Annotated in this window: 16 protein-coding genes and 1 pseudogene; 2 read left to right on the top strand and 15 right to left on the bottom strand. The window is 27.4% G+C overall.

Translation table 11 applies throughout. The features are described from left to right. Positions 1-82 precede the first annotated feature (82 nt). Positions 83-1384 (top strand): MATE family efflux transporter, encoded by a 1302-nt coding sequence (locus ACD570_RS04090; protein ID WP_337204779.1) that lies wholly within the window; start codon positions 83-85, stop codon positions 1382-1384. Here the strand turns inward: ACD570_RS04090 and ACD570_RS04085 are convergent. From ACD570_RS04085 to yajC, 14 genes and pseudogenes are all read right to left on the bottom strand, one after another. Next, positions 1361-2005 (bottom strand): uroporphyrinogen-III synthase, encoded by a 645-nt coding sequence (locus ACD570_RS04085; protein WP_337204780.1) that lies wholly within the window; start codon positions 2003-2005, stop codon positions 1361-1363. The two genes, ACD570_RS04090 and ACD570_RS04085, sit on opposite strands and share 24 nt — an antisense overlap. Next, complete coding sequence (gene thiE / locus ACD570_RS04080) at positions 1983-2615, bottom strand: thiamine phosphate synthase (protein ID WP_337207354.1); 633 nt, start codon at positions 2613-2615, stop codon at positions 1983-1985. Before thiE ends, ACD570_RS04085 begins: the two co-directional genes overlap by 23 nt. Next, positions 2605-3417 carry a bifunctional hydroxymethylpyrimidine kinase/phosphomethylpyrimidine kinase gene (gene thiD, locus ACD570_RS04075; protein WP_337207400.1) on the bottom strand — a complete coding sequence of 271 codons (813 nt, stop codon included), beginning with the start codon at positions 3415-3417 and terminating at the stop codon, positions 2605-2607. The genes thiE and thiD overlap by 11 nt, the downstream gene beginning before the upstream one ends. Further along, the gene (locus ACD570_RS04070; RefSeq protein ID WP_337198716.1) at positions 3414-4100 is read right to left on the bottom strand and encodes a 3-methyladenine DNA glycosylase; all 687 of its coding nucleotides are present in this window, start codon (positions 4098-4100) and stop codon (positions 3414-3416) included. Before ACD570_RS04070 ends, thiD begins: the two co-directional genes overlap by 4 nt. Beyond that, entirely contained in the window at positions 4097-7066 is a 2970-nt protein-coding gene (locus ACD570_RS04065) for a DEAD/DEAH box helicase (RefSeq protein ID WP_417904145.1), read from the bottom strand. Before ACD570_RS04065 ends, ACD570_RS04070 begins: the two co-directional genes overlap by 4 nt. Continuing rightward, a complete protein-coding gene (locus tag ACD570_RS04060) occupies positions 7067-7465 on the bottom strand; it encodes a bactofilin family protein (RefSeq protein ID WP_200280430.1) in 399 nt (132 codons plus the stop codon). Continuing rightward, positions 7402-8305, bottom strand: a pseudogene (locus ACD570_RS04055) (peptidoglycan DD-metalloendopeptidase family protein). Before ACD570_RS04055 ends, ACD570_RS04060 begins: the two are co-directional and overlap by 64 nt. Continuing rightward, on the bottom strand, positions 8292-9464 hold the full coding sequence (locus tag ACD570_RS04050) for a Mur ligase family protein (protein ID WP_415858864.1): 1173 nt from the start codon (positions 9462-9464) through the stop codon (positions 8292-8294). The pseudogene ACD570_RS04055 and the gene ACD570_RS04050 overlap by 14 nt, the downstream one beginning before the upstream one ends. Next, positions 9451-10848 carry a hypothetical protein gene (locus ACD570_RS04045; protein WP_239819817.1) on the bottom strand — a complete coding sequence of 466 codons (1398 nt, stop codon included), beginning with the start codon at positions 10846-10848 and terminating at the stop codon, positions 9451-9453. The genes ACD570_RS04050 and ACD570_RS04045 overlap by 14 nt, the downstream gene beginning before the upstream one ends. Further along, on the bottom strand, positions 10832-11344 hold the full coding sequence (gene lptE, locus ACD570_RS04040) for an LPS assembly lipoprotein LptE (RefSeq protein WP_200280422.1): 513 nt from the start codon (positions 11342-11344) through the stop codon (positions 10832-10834). Before lptE ends, ACD570_RS04045 begins: the two co-directional genes overlap by 17 nt. Then, the gene (gene leuS / locus ACD570_RS04035) at positions 11341-13770 is read right to left on the bottom strand and encodes a leucine--tRNA ligase (RefSeq protein WP_417904438.1); all 2430 of its coding nucleotides are present in this window, start codon (positions 13768-13770) and stop codon (positions 11341-11343) included. The genes lptE and leuS overlap by 4 nt, the downstream gene beginning before the upstream one ends. 14 nt (positions 13771-13784) lie before the next feature. Beyond that, positions 13785-14759, bottom strand: a complete 975-nt coding sequence (gene secF, locus ACD570_RS04030; RefSeq protein WP_337198714.1) for a protein translocase subunit SecF — start codon at positions 14757-14759, stop codon at positions 13785-13787. Then, entirely contained in the window at positions 14760-16340 is a 1581-nt protein-coding gene (gene secD / locus ACD570_RS04025) for a protein translocase subunit SecD (protein WP_417904144.1), read from the bottom strand. Further along, positions 16333-16605, bottom strand: coding sequence for a preprotein translocase subunit YajC (gene yajC, locus ACD570_RS04020; RefSeq protein WP_137623435.1), 273 nt, complete (start codon positions 16603-16605; stop codon positions 16333-16335). Before yajC ends, secD begins: the two co-directional genes overlap by 8 nt. On the opposite strand from yajC, the gene ACD570_RS04015 reads away from it, so the two are divergent. Then, on the top strand, positions 16578-17897 hold the full coding sequence (locus tag ACD570_RS04015; protein WP_417904143.1) for an apolipoprotein N-acyltransferase: 1320 nt from the start codon (positions 16578-16580) through the stop codon (positions 17895-17897). The two genes, yajC and ACD570_RS04015, sit on opposite strands and share 28 nt — an antisense overlap. On the opposite strand, the gene ACD570_RS04010 is transcribed toward ACD570_RS04015, so the two are convergent. Then, positions 17894-19765, bottom strand: a complete 1872-nt coding sequence (locus tag ACD570_RS04010) for a DUF2972 domain-containing protein (RefSeq protein WP_417904142.1) — start codon at positions 19763-19765, stop codon at positions 17894-17896. The genes ACD570_RS04015 and ACD570_RS04010 overlap by 4 nt on opposite strands. Positions 19766-19818: the final 53 nt, after the last annotated feature.

The following is a 19818-nucleotide window of genomic DNA, read 5'->3' as shown; positions in this document are numbered from 1 at the left end:
ATGCAAATTGCTCTTATTTGATTAAAACATATCATCTCTCAAAATTATCTAACACAACTAATTTAAATTTTTAAGGATATTTATGTTTAAGTCAAAAATTACAAAATTATTTTTTAACTATGCTTTGCCAAATATGATAAACTCAGGATTTTTTTCACTCTATATTATTATAAATGGTGCGTTTGTTGGTCAATTTTTAGGTACAAAATCTTTGGCTGCAATGGGTTTATCAATGCCTTTTATTTTTATACTTTTTACCCTTAGCGATTTAATAGCGATAGGCTCATCTGTTCAAATTTCTTTAAAAATAGGAGCAAAAAAACAAAATTTAGCTAGAGAAATTTTCTCTTTTTGTATTATATTTATACTTTTAACTTATCTAATTATAGGAGTATTAGGCTATTTTTCATCCACTTTTATACTTTCTTTATTTAGTAACGATTTAGAATTGGTAAAATTGTCAAGTCAATATATAAAAATTTTTATGATTTTTGTCCCACTATTATGTCTATCTTTTGCAATGGATAATTACTTAAGAGCTTGTGGAAAAAATAAATATTCTATGTATATGGGTATAGGCTCAGTTATTGTTAATATTATTTTAGATTACTTATTCATTGTTTATTTTGATCTTGAAATTATAGGTGCAGCAATGGCTACAAGTATTAGTCTTAGCATAGGAAGCTTCATAGGAATTTTGCCTTTTTTAGATAAAAAATTGCAACTTTATTTTGTTAAACCAAAAATGAATTTTAAACTTTTAAAAAATATTTTACTAAATGGAAGCTCTGAAAGCCTTATGAATGCATCTTTAAGCTTGATTGGAATTATTACTAATTATGTTTTATTGCTTAATGGAGGAGAAATTGCAGTAGCTATATTTTCAGCAATTTTATATCTTGATAGCATTATCATGGCCTTAGTTAATGCTATGTACGATGGTGTTATGCCTTTATTAAGTTTTAATATAGGTAGCAAAAATATAAATAAAAATAAAATTTTATTAAAAACAATGGCTTTTTATGGCTGCATTTTCAGTTGTGTTATATTTATTGTCAATATATTATTTTCTAAAGAATTAATGCAAATATTCAACCATGAAAAACAATTTTTACAACTTGCACATTTAGCTTTAATACTTTATAGCTTTAATTATCTTTTTGCTTGGTTAAATTCTTTAACTGCGACTTATCTTACAGCTGCAAATAAAGTTAAAGAATCCTTATTTTTTTCTATTATACAAAGTTTTTTTATGCCTATAATTTGTTTATTGATTTTTACTTTCTTATTTAATTTTTATGGTATATTTATAAGTTGCGTTGTATCTGAATTTTTAAGTATTTTCCTAGCTTATTTTCTTTTAAAAAGGTGTTTTAAAAGCTAATTTTTTAGCCAAGACAACACATTCTTCAATACTCTGTTTTTTGCACACAAAAAGATTTTTGAAATTTAAAAGTTTTTTTGCTGTGCTGTTTCCAATACTTATGATAATATCATCTTCATGCAAACTATAATTTTTTAAAAAATTCTCTACGCTCAAAGCAGAAGTAAAAATAAATACCGATGGATGTATTAAAATTTCATTGCTTGATTTAAAAATATTTTCATAGACGATCATTTCATCCAAATTAATACCACTATTTTTCAAATCCAAATTTAAACTTGAAGCTATATTTTTAGCTCTTAAATAAAGACATTTTTTATTTTTTAATTCTTCTTTAAATTCTTTAAAAAATTCATTAGCATAAGACTTTTTCGCAATTTTAATATTTTTAAATCCTAATTGTTTAGCAAAACAGGCCGTACTATCACCTATAGTATAAATTTGCATATCTAAATTTAAAGGAATTTTATTTTTTTCTAAGGCTATTAAAGCATTTTTTGAAGTACAAATTAAAGCATCATAATGATCCAAATTAAGTTTAATATCAAAAAAAATAATCTCGTTTAAAATAAGATTTTTTACTCCTTCAAAAGGAGTTTTATTTAAAAGATAAATTAGCACAAAAAGCTTCCTTAAGTTTCTTTGCACTTAAATAAGGATCATTAGCATCCATAATAGCTCTAACAACAGCGATTCCAGCTAAATCAATACCTTTTAGCTCAGATATCATTTCTTGCTCAATACCGCCTATAGCTACTACAGGTATAGAACTTTTTTTACAAATTTGTTTTAAAATTTCTAAACTTATAAGAGAGCTTTCTTTCGTTGGCGTTGCCTTAATCGCACCACAACCTAAATAATCAGCACTTTTTATAAAATCAAGCTGTTTTAAAGTTTTTAAACTTAAACCTATTATTTTTTCTTCCCCTAAAAGATCTCTTGCAATTTTAATATCCAAATCCTCTTGTCCTAAGTGTACACCATCAGCATTTAAAGCTAAAGCTATATCAATTCTATCATTAATTAAAAAAGGTATTTTATAAATTCTGCAAAGCTTTTGAACTTTTTTTCCTAACTCATAAAATTCACGAGAATTAAGCTCTTTTTCGCGCAATTGAATTATATCAACACCACCTTTAATAGCATCTTCAAGTATATTTAAAAATGTTTCATTACTTCTTTTTCCTCTATTTGCGACAAGATATAATTTTAAATCCAGATTATTTTTCACTTAAAAACCTATAAAAATGATTGGTTGGACCACAACCTTTGCCCAAATTTAAAGAATAATAAATTGCATTTTTAACATATTCTTTAGCCTTGCTCACTGCTTGTAATAAATCATAACCTTTAGCTAAATTACTTGCAATGGCCGAAGAAAGGGTGCAACCTGTTCCATGTGTATTTTTAGTTTCTATGCGCTCACCCTTTAAAATATGAATTTCTTTACCATCAAAGAGTATATCATTTGCATTATTCTCGCTATGTCCGCCTTTAAGCAAAACGGCCTTAGCACCTAAAGTGCATAAATATTTTGCTGCTTTTATCATTTCTTCTTCATTTTTAATTTTAAAACCACAAAGAAATTCTGCCTCTGGTACATTTGGAGTAAGCAAATCTGCAAAAGCAACAATGGTTTTTTTAAAAAAATCACAATTTTCTTCAGGCATTAAAGCATAACCATTTTTAGCAAACATCACAGGATCAATAACTAAATTTTGAGGTTTATAAAGTTCTAAATTTTTTGCAACACAACTCATAAGCTCGCAACTTCCTATCATACCTATTTTGGTTGCTTTTGGCACTATATCTTCAAAAACAGCTAGCATTTGTTCATCTACACTTGAAGTTGGTATGTCATGTACTGAAATAACTCTTGCTGTATTTTCAGCTACAACACTTAAAATCACACTCATACCAAAAAGTTCATGAGCACTAAAAGTTTTTAAATCTGCTTGAATTCCAGCTCCACCACTACAATCGCTTCCTGCTATTGTTAAAACAGGAATCAAGTTACTCCCTTTTGCTCTCACCATCCCTCCTTCAAATTTTTAATTAATTTTTCACCTTCAAGACTTAATTTTTTACCCTTAAAAGCTAGTTTTCCAAAAGCAACAATTAAAGCATGGAAAATCTGATAAAGCTCATAAAGCTCATAGGTCTTATTTAAAACTTTGCACAAATTTTCCTGTTCATTTTCTATACCACTTTGAAAAAATTCTCTCAATTCTTCATGGTCTTCAAATTCATATCCTAAAAATAAAGCAAGTCTATGGGTATAACTATCTACAACTAAAATTTCTCTTTTACAAAGATAATTTAAAATACTATCAACACTTTCAAAACCTAAACCTTTAATTTTTAAAAGCCATTCTCTTGAAACATTTTCTTTAAAATTATCCAAATTATTATATTTTTTTAAAATCGCTTCAATCAAATCTTTTAAACGCTTTGCCTTAGTATTATAAAATCCACTTGGTTTTATAAGCAATGCAAGATCGTTATTTTCAATTTGGCTAATTTTTTCTAAAGAAGTGATTTGAGAATTTCTAAGATTATTTAAAGCTTTTAAAACATTATTCCAGTTTGTATTTTGTGTTAAAACAACAGAAATCAAAAGCTCAATATCACTTAATCCTTGATCTTCAAACCAATCAAATTCTTTAAAATTTAAATCTAAGCTCAGCAATCTTTTAAAAATTTCGACTCCATTCATTTAACATCCTTTAAGATATTTTGACTTTCATCTATTTTTCTTAAATATGTTAAAATAGCATCTATAATATCATCATCATCTTTGCTTCTTGCTTTAATGAATTCTTTTTCATCATTAAAATTGACAAATTGGATATTTTGTTCAAAATTACTAATTACTTTAAATTTACCTAAGGCTAAAATTTTAATTATCATTAAAGATAAAAATTGTTTAGTATAAATATCAAGTTTTCCAAAGCGATCTTCAATTTCGCCCTCAATTTCATAAATTTCATTGATTTTTTCACATTTACTTAAACGACGATAAATTTCAAGTCTAAGACGATCTTCAGAAATTAATTCTGAATTTAAAAAGGCATTGATATTTAACTTTAAGTCAATTTTTTTCTCTTCAAAAATTTCCTTTTTTGTTAAAGAGTTAAGCTCTTCCTCTAGCATTTTTAAATAAAGACTAAGACCTATTTGTTCCATATGTCCACTTTGGTCAATTCCTAATAAATTTCCCCCTCCTCTAATTTCAAGATCATGATAAGCTAAAACAGAGCCCGCTCCTAAAAAAGAATTACTTTCTAGAGAAATCAAACGTTTTAAAGCATCTTCTGTAATATTTTCTTTATTTTCAACTAAAAAATAACAATATCCTTGTTTATTACTTCTTCCCACTCTTCCACGCAATTGATGCAAATCAGCCATTCCAAAACGATCGCTTTTTTCTACAATCATAGTATTGGCATTAGCTAAGTCAATACCATTTTCAACTATAGAAGTGCTCAAAAGTAAATCATATTCTTTATTTTCAAATTTAAGCATTTCTTCTTCTTGCACCTTAGCATCAATTTTAGAATGCAAAACTAAAATTTTTAAATTTTTAAAAAGTTCAAGTAGATGTTTTTTACACTGTTCAATACTCGCTATGTGATTGTGGATATAAAAAATTTGTCCTCCACGCCTTAGCTCTCTAGAAATAATTTCTTTTAAGAGAGCATCGTCACTTTCTTTAACAAAAGTTCTCACATCCATTCTATCCCCTGGTGGAGTTTGCAACACACTATAGGATTTTATAGAGCTTAATGCTTGATTTAAACTTCTTGGAATAGGAGTGGCTGACATTGATAAAAGATGTGAATTTTGAGTCAATTCTTTTAATTTTTCTTTTTGCTTTACTCCAAATTTATGTTCCTCATCAATAACCACAAGAGCCAAATTTTGACATTGTAAATTTAAAAGCGCATGAGTACCAACAACAACACAAGGTTTTTCTTGATCTAAAAATTCTAAAAGTGCTTTTTTATCTTTAGAATTTGTAAAACGATCAAGTTTAAAAATAGGAATTTCAAAATTTTCAAAACGTTTTTTTAAAGTCTTAAAGTGCTGATGCGATAAAAGCGTTGTTGGCGCAAAGAAAAAAACACTAAATCCGCTCTTAACTACTGGATAAATAGCATTCATAGCAACTTCAGTTTTTCCAAAGCCTACATCTCCGCTTAAAAGTCTATCCATAACTTTACCGCTTTGAAAATCTTGTAAAATCTCCTCACATACCTTAACTTGATCTTCAGTATAAGAAAATCCAGCCTTCGAAACAAAATATGCTTGTTGAGCATAATCAACTTGAATATTTTTAGGCTTAATTAAAGATCTTTTAGCTGCCATGGCAACAATTTCAGAAGCAATAACTAAAAGCTTAACTTTTAATTTTTCTTTTAATTTAATAAAAGTAGTTTTTCCCAAACGATCTAAAAGCGGGATAGAACCACTTGTAGCTAAATATTTATCTATAAGATATAAATTTTCAACTGGCAAAAGAAGTTTATCATTATTTTGATACTCAATAGAAACAAATTCTTTTCTGGCTCCAGCTACACTTATCATCTCAAGACCTAAAAATTTGCCTATACCGTAATCTTCATGAACTATAAAATCGCCTTGTTTTAGCTCATCTATAATTAAATTTGCTTTACGTTTATATTTTTGCTTTTCTTTTTTATTAAGTGAAATAATCAATTCTTTATGAGTGATTAAATTTAAAATCAATTCGCTTTTTTTAAAATAAATATTTGAAAATTCATCCAATTCTAAAGCTTTAAATAGGGCTTCATTTTTTGCTAATATTGTAATTTTTTTATTTTGATGAAAATAAAAAAAATCTTTATTATAAAAACTTTTTAAGTCTTTATATTGCTTTGCTTGGGGTACAATTTTGGCATTAATCTTGCTTAAATCTCTTTGCCATTCTTGTTCATCAAATTTTTTAATACTTATAAAATCATATTCTAAATAATCATAAAAATCATCTATACACCAAAAACCTGAAGAATTAATATCATTAATCAAAGCATTGCTTTCAAAATTATTTAAATTAATTTGAAAATTTTCATAATCTAAATTTGAAAAATGATTTAAAAATGGACAAATTTCAAAACTCTCATATTCTTTTGGAATAGATTTTTGCGTTACAAGATCAAATTTTCTAATACTTTCTATCTCCTCATTAAACAATAAAATTCTAATAGGGATATCTTCATTGATACAAAATATATCAATAACTTCACCTCTAACGCTTACCTCGCCTTTATCTTGTACCATATCAACAAATTCATAACCTAATTTTACAAGCTCATCACGAAATTGGCTTATCTTAAATGTATCTTTTTTAGATACAACATAATTTTTTAAATGATTTTTAGAAGGAAGTTTTTTTAATACAGTAGACAATGGAGAGATTAAAATCTTATCATCATTTTCTTTATGATAAGCATTTAAAACTTTACAAATTTCAAAAAGTTCTTTAGAAAACGCCCTTAAATCATCTCCAAATTCAGCTCTAAAATCTGGCAAAACAAAAGTTTTAAAACCCTGATAAAGAGAAACTTGAGCTAACAAAAAAGCTTCTTTATCATTTTCACAAAGTACAAGCTGCGACGGTACTTTATTTTCTTGCAAGTATTCAAAAAAATTAGCTTGCATTTATTCTTCTGGTGAGTTTTCTATTAATTTGACTGGATCTTCTTGCTTGATCTTGCTTACCCCATTAAAACGACCGCCATTTTCTATAGCTAATTCTTTAATATTAATATCCCCATTAACCATTCCACCAGTTAAAATTTCTAAGCTATTTGCCTCCAATTCACCCTCAAAATAACCGTTTACGACAATTTTGTCAGCCTTTAACTCTCCTTTTAAATTACCGTTTTTACCAATAACCACAATACTTTCAGAATGTATTACTCCACTAAGCTCTCCATCCACATGAAGCATTGAGGCAAAGTAAAATTTACCTTCTATTCTAGCACCCGAAGAAATTACTGTTGTTTCTGAGTTTGAGGTAGATGCTGTGCTGTGACTGCTTTTACTAAAGATTGCCATGGAACTCTCCTTTCTTGATTAAAAAAATTATTCATATTTTTTCTTTTTAAATTTAAAAAATACAATGGTTCTAGAGTTTTATTAATAAATCTCACCTCATAATGCAAATGTGGTCCAGTTGAAAGCCCAGTATTGCCACTATATCCTATTAATTGTCCTTTGGTAACAAATTGTCCTGCTTTAACAACATCCCTGCGCGTCATATGAGCAAAAACAGTTTTAAAACCAAAATTGTGAAGTAAAATAACATTATAGCCATATCCATTATCGCTATATCCTGCAAATTCTACAACTCCATTTGCAGTAGCATACACAGGAGTTCCAACTTCCGCTCTTAAATCAATACCTGGATGAAATTCTTTTCTTTTTAAAAGCGGATGCTCTCTCCAACCAAAATTTCCAGTAATACCTTTATTTTCTATAGGCCATCCATTAGGAATTTGTCTTAAAATCTCAATCTGTTGCTCATTGGTTAATTTGAGATTTTCTAGTCTATCTGTAATTGTAAGATTATTTTCAGCTTCCAAACCTAAAGCTTCCTCAAAGGAAGCAATTTTATCTTCAATTGCAGCATATTGCTTTGCTTTTTCTTCAATTTTTTTTCTGCATTTGGATATTAGAATACTCTAACTCTTTACTTTTTTTCAAAAGTTCTTCTCTTTTTTTACTAACATCTGTAACTTTACTATCAAGATATTTAATATAAAAACCACTAAAAATTAAAAATAAAAGTACAAAAGCAATAATATAGATAAAAATTTTCTTAATAATTTGATTTAAATAAAAATGTTTAGAACCATTAACATCTGTAATTGTGATTGTAAATTTATTTTTTATCACTCCATTCCTTTAAAAAATTTTCTACCAAAGCAAAAGAACCAAATACTAAAGTTTTTTTCTGTTTTTCTAAAAAACTAAATTCTTCACATTTGATTCCTAAAATATTAGCTATATTATAAATTTCATCACTCATTAACTTTCTTTCTATGCTAATATATTTATAAATTTTAATTGTATCAATAATAGGCTTTAATGTTTTTAAAATTTTAAAAACATCTTTATCCTGATAAGAATTATAAACTAAAATTAATTTTTCACCCATAAATTGATCGCGTAAAGCAGTTGCTGCCATTACATTATGCCCAACATCTATATATAAATTTGGTTCTAATTGCTCAAGCCGTCCTTTAAGACTTAATTTTTCTAATTTAGCTAAAGCCGGTTCTATCTTTTCTTTAGAAGCTAAAATTTCAAAAGCATTTAAAGCTAAAATTAAATTATGTTTTAAATATAGAGGTAAATTATATTTTTGAATATAGTTTTGAATTAATGATTTATATTTCCCCTCAAATTTAGAAGAAAAAATAAGTTCAACTTTTTTTAAATTGGCAATTTTTTTTGCTATTTCTAAGACAATTTCTTCTTGCTCTGATGAAATTAAAGTTTTTTCTGACATAACTTTTAATTTAGTTCTTGCAATTTTCTCTAAAGAATCACCTAAAATTTGCACATGATCAAAGCCTATTTTTGTAAAAATACTCATTTTTTTTTCAAAAACCGAAGTTGCATCATACTCTCCACCTAAACCAGCCTCAAATATTACATAATCACACTTTCTAAAAAGCACGGCCGCGAGAAAAGTAGCATATTCAAAATAACTTAGTTTATTTAATTCTTCTTTAAAAATTTTTTCTAATTTTTCATGAGTTTGCTCTAACTCTTCTTTACAAACAATGCCTTTATTTTTATAAAAGCGTTCTTTAAAATCAAATATATGGGGGCTAGTATAATGCCCAACATTATATCCTATATTCTCTAAAAGTTGGGCTAAAAAACGTCCTGTACTTCCTTTACCATTAGTTCCAATGATTTGAATTATCGGTTTTGCTAGAAGCTGATTTTTATATTTTTCATACATTCTAAACATTAAAAAACGATCAATCCTATCATAGCAAAGATTTTTCTTTGCTAAAAAATCACTCACTTTATTCTGTATCATTTTTTTGATTTAAATTAGAAATCTGACTTATTAATTCTTCTAAAATATTTATATTTGGATTGCTTTGCTTGTCCAAATAAGCTGTATTGATTTTTGGCATAATAACATCTTGCTTATAGATAAAACGAAAATTCTCAATTGTCTTTAAATTATCATTTACAAGCTTAGAAACCTCTTCTTTGCTTTTTCCCGGAGAAATAATTAAATAACTTTTTTCATCAATCATCCAAAGTTCGTCAAATTCGTTACAGCTATCTTTCAAAATCTTTTTAAAACGAACAAAAATTTCATTTAAACTACCAACTCCATATTTTTCCATAATAAAACGATAATTTTGTATAGAAAATAAAGCTAATGCATAATTTACTTTATATTTTTGAAAATTTTCATCTAATTTCTCAAGCTCTTTAACAACAGTCCAAGATTCTCTTTCCTCAAGACTTTGAGTAAATTCAATTTGAGTATTTAAAGAATTGATTTTTTCACTAAGTTGCTCAAGCTTTTTCTTTAAAAACTCAAAACTAATTTTAATCTCACCCTTTTCATCTGGATTTAGAGCATTAACAAAATCCATATTTTGCTGATTAGTTTTATTTAATAAACTAAAAAGCTCATAAATTTTTTTTAAATTTTCGTTGAAAAAATTTAAATTTTTTTGCACATACATATTATCAACCATCACTCGATGACTAACAATTTCTAAAAGTTCATTTTTGAAATTGTTTTCGTTAATTAAAAAAGTCTTTTTAGATAAATTTTGAGAAAATCCTTGAATTTTAAGATCTTCGACTAAAGAAGGATTTAAACAAGATATTAAAAGCTCACAAAAATATTCTAAATTTCTTTCGCTAAGTTTATTTAAAAGTTTTTTAATTACCGTATCAAAATCATCAAATTTATTAACACCATACTTTTTTATCTCACTATCAAAATCATTTTCTTCATAATTTTTTTCTAATTCTTTCCATTTTTTAGAAAGCAAATAAATACTTTCACTATCCATAGTTTTAGAAATTCTTATAGAGGTAATTTTTGCTAAATCTCTAATTTTCTTATCTTTACTTACTTGTAAAGCCTTGCATAAAGTAGATAATAAATCAAAAAATTCACTAAATTGCTTTCCACTTTGTCTATTAAGTGCAGAAATTAAAAAAGTTATTAATTCTTCAATAGTACGAACGGATTTTGAATCAAGTTCTTGTTGATAATTTGTTAAAAGCAAAGCTTTATATTTTTCTAATTTTACTTTATTTAATGTTGTCAATTTATCTTTTTGTGCAATTTCTTCAAATACCTCGGTATAATTTTCAGGGGTTGGACGTAATTTCCTTTCTTTTAAAGCAATTAAAGTTTTTTTTGCAATTTCATTAATGTTGGGTAACACGCTTATGCCCTTTAATAGCTATAGCTGAAATAAATTCATCAAAAGCTTCACTTGAAGCTGAACGAATAGCATCATAACGAGCAGAATCACTTATAATACTATTTGGCGAAATATCAAAATTATAACTACCGCTTGTATTAAAATGCTCGTTAGAGCCATCTTTAAAAATTACATAAAATTCCAAATTTAACCTAGCTTTATAACTTACAACATAACCATTTTTATCATAAATTAAAGGAATAAAATCAAGATTATTCATTTTAACATTAATAATATCATCAGCTTCGTGCTTTAAAGCAAGCTTTCGTCCAAGCTTAGAAATAACCATTTCTTTAAGAGTATCTGCCACAAAAATACTATTTTTAGGATCTTGAAGATTTAATTCTACATTAACATAAACTTTCTCATCAAATATATTATCGGCTATTTTTGAAGTCGGAATATAACCACAAGCTGAAAAAAATAACACTATAAAACTAATAAAAATTTTCTTCATTTAATCACCAAATTAACCAATTTTCCTTCAATATAAATTTCTTTAATGATATTTTTATCTTGTATCCATTTAAAAACACTCTCTTTAGCTATTTTCAAAATTTCATCTTTATTAGTAGAGCTTGAAATTTCTATTTCTGCACGTTTTTTTCCATTAACACTTACTGCTAAATTTAATGTATCTTTTATAAAAACTTCTTCCTTAAGTTTTAAGATTTTAAAATTTTCACATTTAAAAAGCTGCTCACTTAATTCAAAACATATATGAGGAATAATAGGCTCTAAAATATTTAAAATAATATAAAAAGCTTCTTGCTCTAAAGCTTGATTCTTACAAACTGAAAGCGCATTTAAAGCTTCCATGCAAGATGCGATTAAGGTATTAAATGCAAAAGTTTGAGTGTATACCTCTTCGGATTTTTTTAATGCTTCATAAACTTTTAATCTTGCATATTTTTCTTCTTTGGTTAAATTTTCTTGTTTAAGTTCTGATAATTTTCCTTTTTTAACATTTTGCGCCTTATCATAAAGTTTACAAATAAATCTATAAGCACCCTCAAGTGCATCATCATTCCACTCTAACTCTTTAGCAGGTGGTGCAGCAAATAAAATAAATAATCTTGCGGTATCAGCTCCATATTTTTTAATAATCTCATCAGGATCTACAACATTTCCTTTAGACTTTGACATCTTAGCTCCATCTTTTAAAACCATACCTTGAGTTAAAAGTCTATCAAAAGGTTCACCATTATTTAAATATCCCAAATCTCTTAAAGCTTTTTGAAAAAATCTTGCATAAAGCAAATGCAAAATAGCATGCTCAATACCACCAATATATTGATCAACATTCATCCAATATTTCATACTTAATTCATCTAAAGCTTTTTCCTGCCAAGTTTTTTCATCACTTGCAAAACGTGCAAAATACCACGAACTTTCAAAAAAAGTATCCAGAGTATCTGTTTCTTTGCAAGCTTTAAGGCCACATTTTGGACATGTACATTCTTTCCATGTTGGATGCTTTTCTAAAGGATTTCCTTCTCCTGTAATCTCTATATCTTCTGGCAAAACAATAGGAAGATTTTCTATTTTTTGTGGAACTATACCACATTTTTCACACTTAATCATAGGGATAGGAGCTCCCCAATATCTTTGACGAGAAACCCCCCAATCTCGAATTTTAAAATTAATTGTTCTTTTACCTATATTTTCTTTTTCAAATAAATTAATAATTTCATCCCTTGCAATATTGCATTCAACTCCATTAAATTGTCCACTCTCTATAAGTTTCCCTGATTTTTGAGTATATGGAAGTTTAGATTCACATTCGATTACTTTTTTAATCTCAAGTTTATATTTGCTTGCAAATTCAAAATCTCTTTCATCGTGTGCAGGAACAGCCATAACCGCACCACTACCATAATCAGATAAAACAAAATTAGCAGCCCATACAGGAATTTTTTCTTTTGTTAAAGGATGCAATACATAGATATCTAAAAAGTAACCTTCTTTTTGTGCACTTTGTCTTTCTCTTGGAGTTTGATTTTGAATGTGTTTGATTTTCTCAACTACAGTAGATTCTAAATGAGAATGACTAATAAGATTTTGGACTATTTTATGATCAACTGATAAAGCAATATAGCTTACTCCATATATTGTATCAGCACGCGTAGTAAAAACATCAATATGACTTGCTTGGCTTTTTTCTTGGCTTTTTTCATCTAAAATAAGCTTAAATTTAAGACCTTCGCTTCTACCTATCCAATTTTCTTGCATTGTTAATACTTGATTAGGCCACTTATCTTTTAAATTTTTAAGTTCTCTTAAAAGCTCATCTGCATAAGCCGTAATTTTAACATAATACCCTGGCATCTTTTTTTGAACAACTTCATGTCCACAGCGCCAACACTTTCCATCTTCAACTTGTTCATTTGCTAAAACTGTTTGATCTTGCTCACACCAATTAACATTAGCTTCTTTAGTATAAATCAAACCTTTTTCATACATTTTGATAAAAAATTCTTGTTCAAATTTTGTATAAAGTGGATCGGAGGTTGCTAAAATTCTTTTTTTTGAAAAAGAAAAACCTAAAGAAAAAAGTTCATTTTTCATATAATCTATATTTTCATAAGTCCAAGATTTTGGATGTACCTTATGCTTAATTGCAGCATTTTCAGCAGGCATACCAAAACTATCAAAACCAATAGGGTGTAAAACATTATAGCCTATTTTTCGATAATATCTTGATATAGCATCACCTATACTATAATTTCTTACATGTCCCATGTGAATACGTCCACTTGGATAAGGAAACATTGATAAAATATATTTTTTAGGCAAAGAAAAATCATCTTTTGGTTCAAAATAATTATTTTTATCCCAAATTTCTTGCCATTTTTTTTCTATACTCCTTGCTTCATAAGCCATCAATTATTCTCTCCTTAAACTATTCCTTTTTCATACATTGAACGATTACGTTCTTTTTCTTGTTTTCTTTTGAGTTTTTCAAGCTCTCTATTTCTAAAATCAAGCACATTAAATTTAAACCAAAGTAAGGTTGGACTTGCTACGAAAATAGAACTTAAAGTTCCTGCTATAATGCCTACTATAAGAGCCAAGGAAAATCCTTGTATCATTTCTCCACCAAAAAAATATAAAATAACTACCGTAGCTAAGGTAAGGCCTGATGTTAATATAGTCCTTGATAAAGTTGCCGATACGCTTTCATTAATGATAGGCGAAAGCTCTGTTCTTTTACTTGTTTTAATTCCCTCTCTTATTCTATCAAAAATAATAATTGTATCATTTAAAGAATATCCAAGAACCGTTAAAACTGCAGCCAAAGTATCCAAATTAACATCGATTTTAAAAAGAGAAATTGCACCCAAAGTGATAATAACATCGTGTATTTCACTAATAATTGCAGCCATAGCAAATCGCCATTCAAAGCGAACCGCTAAATAAATCAAGATAGCAATTAAAGAGATAATAACAGCTGTAATTCCTTTATTTCTAAGCTCATCTCCAACCTTTGGACCTACGACATCAGCTCTACGCACCTCAAATTTTCCAGTATCTTTTAAAATTTCACTAACATAAGCACCAATATCATTACTTAAATTATCATTACTTCCTAAAAAACGTATTGTTACTTCATCTTTATTTCCAAATTCTGTTACAGATAAACTTTGAAAACCACCCTTTTTTTCCAAAAGCTCACGAATCTGAGGTATAGGAGCAACTTCATTATCATATTTAAGCTGGATTAAAGTTCCTCCGCTAAAGTCAATACCATATTGCAATCCTCTATCCCAAAGCAAGTAAATTGATCCAAAAAATAGAATAAAAGAAAGAGAAATTGCAGCAAATCGCATTCTCATAAAATCATAAATTTTTTTCTCGCTAAAAAACTGCATTTATCTTCTCCTGTATCCAAACCAAAATTTTGTATCATTGCTTTTTTCAATACGATGCATAAACAAATCAAACATTCCATGAGTTCCTAAAATAGCAGTAATCATAGAAACAACTATACCTATACCTAAAGTTACAGCAAAACCTTTAACCGATCCTGTTCCATAAATATAAAGCACAACCGAGGTGACTAAAGAAGTAATATTTGAATCCACAATCGCACTCATAGCATTTTTATAACCTTGCTCTATACTTGTTTTTATTTTTACTCCATCTCTTAAAAGCTCTCGAATACGCTCATTGATAATAACATTGGCATCTACAGCCATACCTACAGTTAGAACAAGTCCGGCCATACCTGGTAAGGTTAAAGTGGCTCCAAACATTGCCATAATAGCAACAACAACTAAAATATTTACTATCATGGCAATATTAGCAAAAAGTCCAGCTATACGATAATAAATCATCATAAAAACTACAATAAAAATAGAAGCACCTATCAAAGCTATCATGCTCATTTTTATACTATCTGCACCCAAAGAAGGACCTATACTTCTTTGCTCCAAAAGTTTAACGGGTGCTAATAAAGCTCCACTTCTTAAAGCTACGGCTACATCACGTGCCTCCTCTTGAGTAAAAGCACCGCTAATTTGTCCACTTCCACCACCTATTCTTTCATTAATAGATGGAGCAGAATAAACTTTATTATCAAGTACAATAGCTAAGCGTTTACCAATGTTAGCTCCTGTATAATCAGCAAATTTTTTAGCACCTTCAGAATTTAAAGTAAAATTAATCACTGGATAATTACTTTTATCACTAAAACCAACTCTAGCATCTGTTAGCATTGATCCATCCAAAATAGGAATACTTTTTAATGGATATTTTAAATTTGGATTTCTAGAATCTGGCACTAAAATAAGTCCATAACTAGCTGCTTCTGCATCACTCATAGTTGCAGCTTCTCTCATTTTAGAATCATCCACTTCCATAAGTTGCAAATGTGCTGCTTTAGTAATACGCTCTTTAGCTCTTAGCTCATCTTCCTTGGTTTTAATTCCAGCAAGCTCAACTAAAATCTTATCTTCACCTTGTCTAGCAACTGTAGGCTCAGCAAGTCCAAATTGATCCAAACGATTTCTAATAGTTTCAACAGCTTGTAAAAGTGCAAAATTTTCAATATTTTTAACTTCTTCAGGAGTGAAAGAAATTTGATAATGCATATTTTCATTTTGAATTTTTAAGCCCTTGATTTCTTTGAGCAATTCATCCACTTTAGATATATCCGCATTATCAAGCAAGGTAAAATCTAATTTATCTCCATGAGTACTTAATCCATCATTTAAAATATTCTCTTTATTAAAAGAATAATTTAAAGAAGAGGCAATAGATTTGATTTTAGATTTTACTGCTTCTTCATTATCCACCCCTAAAAGCATATAAAGTCCGCCTTGTAAATCAAGACCTAGATTGATTTTAGCACCTTTTTGAGATTGCAAGAAAGAAGGAAGTGAAAAAATCACTCCAAAAATAAAAACCACTATAAAAATAATTAGCCTATAACTTAATTTAGAATTACGCATCAATTTTCTTTGCTACAAATTCTCGCGAAATTTTCGCAGTAACATTGTCTTCATTAAGCTTAACTTTGATAAAATCCTCTTCTGGTTTTACAACTTCACAAATAAGTCCACCAGTGGTAATAATTTTATCGCCTTTTTGCAAAGAATTAAGCATATCTTTATGTGTTTTTGCTTGTTTTTGTTGCGGTCTTATTACCAAAAAATAAAAAATAGCAAATAAAACAACAAGAGGTAACAATGAAGTTAAAATTGATTTTTCTTCCATATTTTTCCTTTATTCCAAAAAAATTAAATACTAATTCTACCATTTTTAAAATAATAAAAGTCTTTTTTGTTGCAATTTTACTTTCAAATCCAATTTATTTATCCTTTTTTGAAAATATTTTTACTCAAACTATTAGTCCATTTTTGGCAATTTGGGGCTTAATATTACTTTTAAAACATAAAAAAGCCAAAGAATACTTTTGGATTGGTTTTTTTACAGGAATACTTTGGTTTTGGTGGATAGGACTTTCATCTATTTATTTTAATCTTAGCTATTTGGTGCCAATTATTATCTTTTTTGTAGGATTATTTTATGGCTTACTTTTTAGAATTTGTTATTGGTTTAAATTTGATTTTTTAAAGCTTTGTGGAATTTTTTGCCTTAGCTTTATCCATCCTTTTGGGTTTGATTGGCTAAATTGGGGAATATTTACCGTTTATGGTTTTTTTGATACAAATTATAGAGGTATTATTTGTATTTTTTTAATTGCTTATTTTATCTATGAAGGTTATATTTCAAGATATTATAAAATAGCCATAGTTTTGATTTTATTTTTTATAGGACTACAATACGATGAAAAACAGGCTCAAAAACTAGACATATCTTACAAGCTAATCAATACAAATATATCTCAAGATCAAAAATTCTTATCAAAAAATATAGAATCTAATGTGGATTTTCTTTTAAAAGAAATCATTAAAGCGATTAAGGAAAATAAAAAATTAGTTATTTTACCTGAAACAGCTTTTCCTTTTGATTTAAAAAACACTTCTTATGAAAATTTACTCAAAAATTTATCTTATCAAATTACGATCATAACTGGAGCTTTTAACAAAGAAGATGATCGTATTTACAATAGCACCTATATTTTTAAAGAAGGAAATGTTTATATACTTAATAAACACTATTTAGTTCCTTTTGGAGAAGAAATTCCAATATTTAAAAATCTGGTTCAAAAATACTTTTTACCGAATATTCAAGAATTTTCCAAAGGTCCTATTCAAAGCAAGTATAAGCTTGATCATAAAATTATTACCAATGCAATTTGTTATGAAGTCACTAAAGAAAAAAACTATCAAAATTCTCAAATTATTATCGCTATAAGCAATAATGCTTGGTTTAATTACTCAAGCGAATACAAACTTCAACAATTATTGATTAAATTTTATGCAAGTAAATATGGAGTAAGTGTTTATCATGCCGTTAATGGCAAAGAAAATGCAACAATAACTCCTAAAAAAATGTTAAGTAAGAGTTGGATGGAATTATTCAAAAAAATATACAAATCTTAACTATCCAACTCTTCACACATTTTTTCAAATTCTTGATAGTATTTCCAAGAAGCTACTATATCGGGACGATACTTTTTAATATGGACTAATTCTTTGTCTAATATATTTTTCAATTTTAGCCTTAACTCTTTATTCTCTTTAAAATAATTCAAAACATCTTTTTCTTTAAATAATTTAGCCCTTTCTAATTCTATTCTCTCTTCTAAAGCTTTTACGAAATTATTTAAATATTTTTTAGTAGCGTCAAATAAACTATTATCTTTTTTTAGACGTTCAAATTCTTGTTGTTTTAAAAATATTCCTAAATTTTCATATTTTAGAGGATGATCAAAAAATTCTTTAGTAAAATTAATATATTCTTTGGATTGTTTATAAAATTCAATTAAATTTGAAGATGTAATTTGAAGGTAAATGCCACCATCATTTTTTAATGAAAACAAATTTTCATAAGAATTTGTTAAAGAATAAATATTATTTATATCCTTAGGATGTACATACAAAGTAAATGGTAATATTCCTAGAAAATTCCCATTCATAATTCCCTTAAAAAAAAGTTTATCAGTGGGTTTTTCAAAATTAAACTTATCCGCTAAATCACACATGGTATCAAATGCTCTTGCTGGTTTTATTTCTTCCATGTCAAGATAATAAGCTTCAAAATTTCCAACCGAAGATAAAAAAGAATTATACAAAAACCATCGGTCTGAAAAAAACCAAAATTTTAAATATTCAATCATTGGAGCATTAGAATATTGTCCAGCTATATTAGTGCCATATTTCTTACAATTTAAAATTTTGTTAAAATTTAAAGTTAAATTAATTAAACGAATATCTTTTTCTGGATTATTTGTATGGTGATTAACAGCAGTTTTCAAACGCGATATAGGATCTCTTACTAATAAAAGAATTGGAACTTTTTTAAAAAATAAAGATAAAAATTTTTCCCTATTTGGTACATTTAAGCCCCATTCTGTATAATATAAAATATTAATTTGATGATTTTTTTTAAAAAGATTATAATTTAAACAATAGCTTTTAAAAAAACTCCTATGAAAATCGTAACACATATTTAAATTACATTTTTGGAAAAAAGATGACAAAGCTCCACCTCCTGATAATCCAAATAAAGGATAAACAAACTCATAATTATCTGGTAAAGGTAAATTCATTTCCCATGCAAGTTCAGCAGGTATAGTTTTATAGTTTATTTCTTCTTTTTCATCATTAAGTTTTTTAGGATCAAGTAAAGATGGATAAGGATGATTTTCTTTTTTATATTTTTCATTAAAATCATTAGATAATAACCATTCTTCTATAAGGTTAAAATTCTTTGCAACATAATCAAAGTTATGAAAGATATTATCTATAATAGGTTGATAATCTTTATGAATATTTAATAGGTTTTTTATTTGTAAATTTTTTTCTAAAAATAAAGATTTATTATTTAAAAGATCTTTAGGAATTTCTACATTATATATTTTAAATTGATCAAATGCTTTTTTAAATATCTGAAATTCTTTATTGGCTTTTTTTATATTTTTAGCTAATGTAAATATACTTCCTTTATACCAAGTTTTAAAAGTTTTGTTTAGAACTTCACCCAACATATAAGATAAATGAAAATAACATTTTAAAGCTTCATTATAGTCAGGACATTGTTTTAATTCAGGATATTTAAGAGTAGGAAAGACTTTGATGGTTTCTTGATAGATTTGTTTTTCTTTTTTGTGTTGTTTTTTAATATTATAAAGCTTTTTAAATAAGGTTAAATACCCCCCCCCATTTTTATTATATTCAATCATAGCTTGACCTAATTTATAAGCTAAATGATTTTTGATTCTTTCTACGGCTGAGTTGGGATTATGCATGGTGGTTCCTAAAATAATAAATTTATTTATAAGGGAAATATTGTATAAGAATT

It is taken from the genome of Campylobacter sp. LH-2024 (assembly GCF_048270605.1).
Taxonomy (GTDB): Bacteria; Campylobacterota; Campylobacteria; order Campylobacterales; family Campylobacteraceae; genus Campylobacter_D; species Campylobacter_D molothri.
The sequence above is the reverse complement of the archived record's forward strand: the minus strand, read 5'-3'. Positions and strand labels throughout refer to the sequence as shown.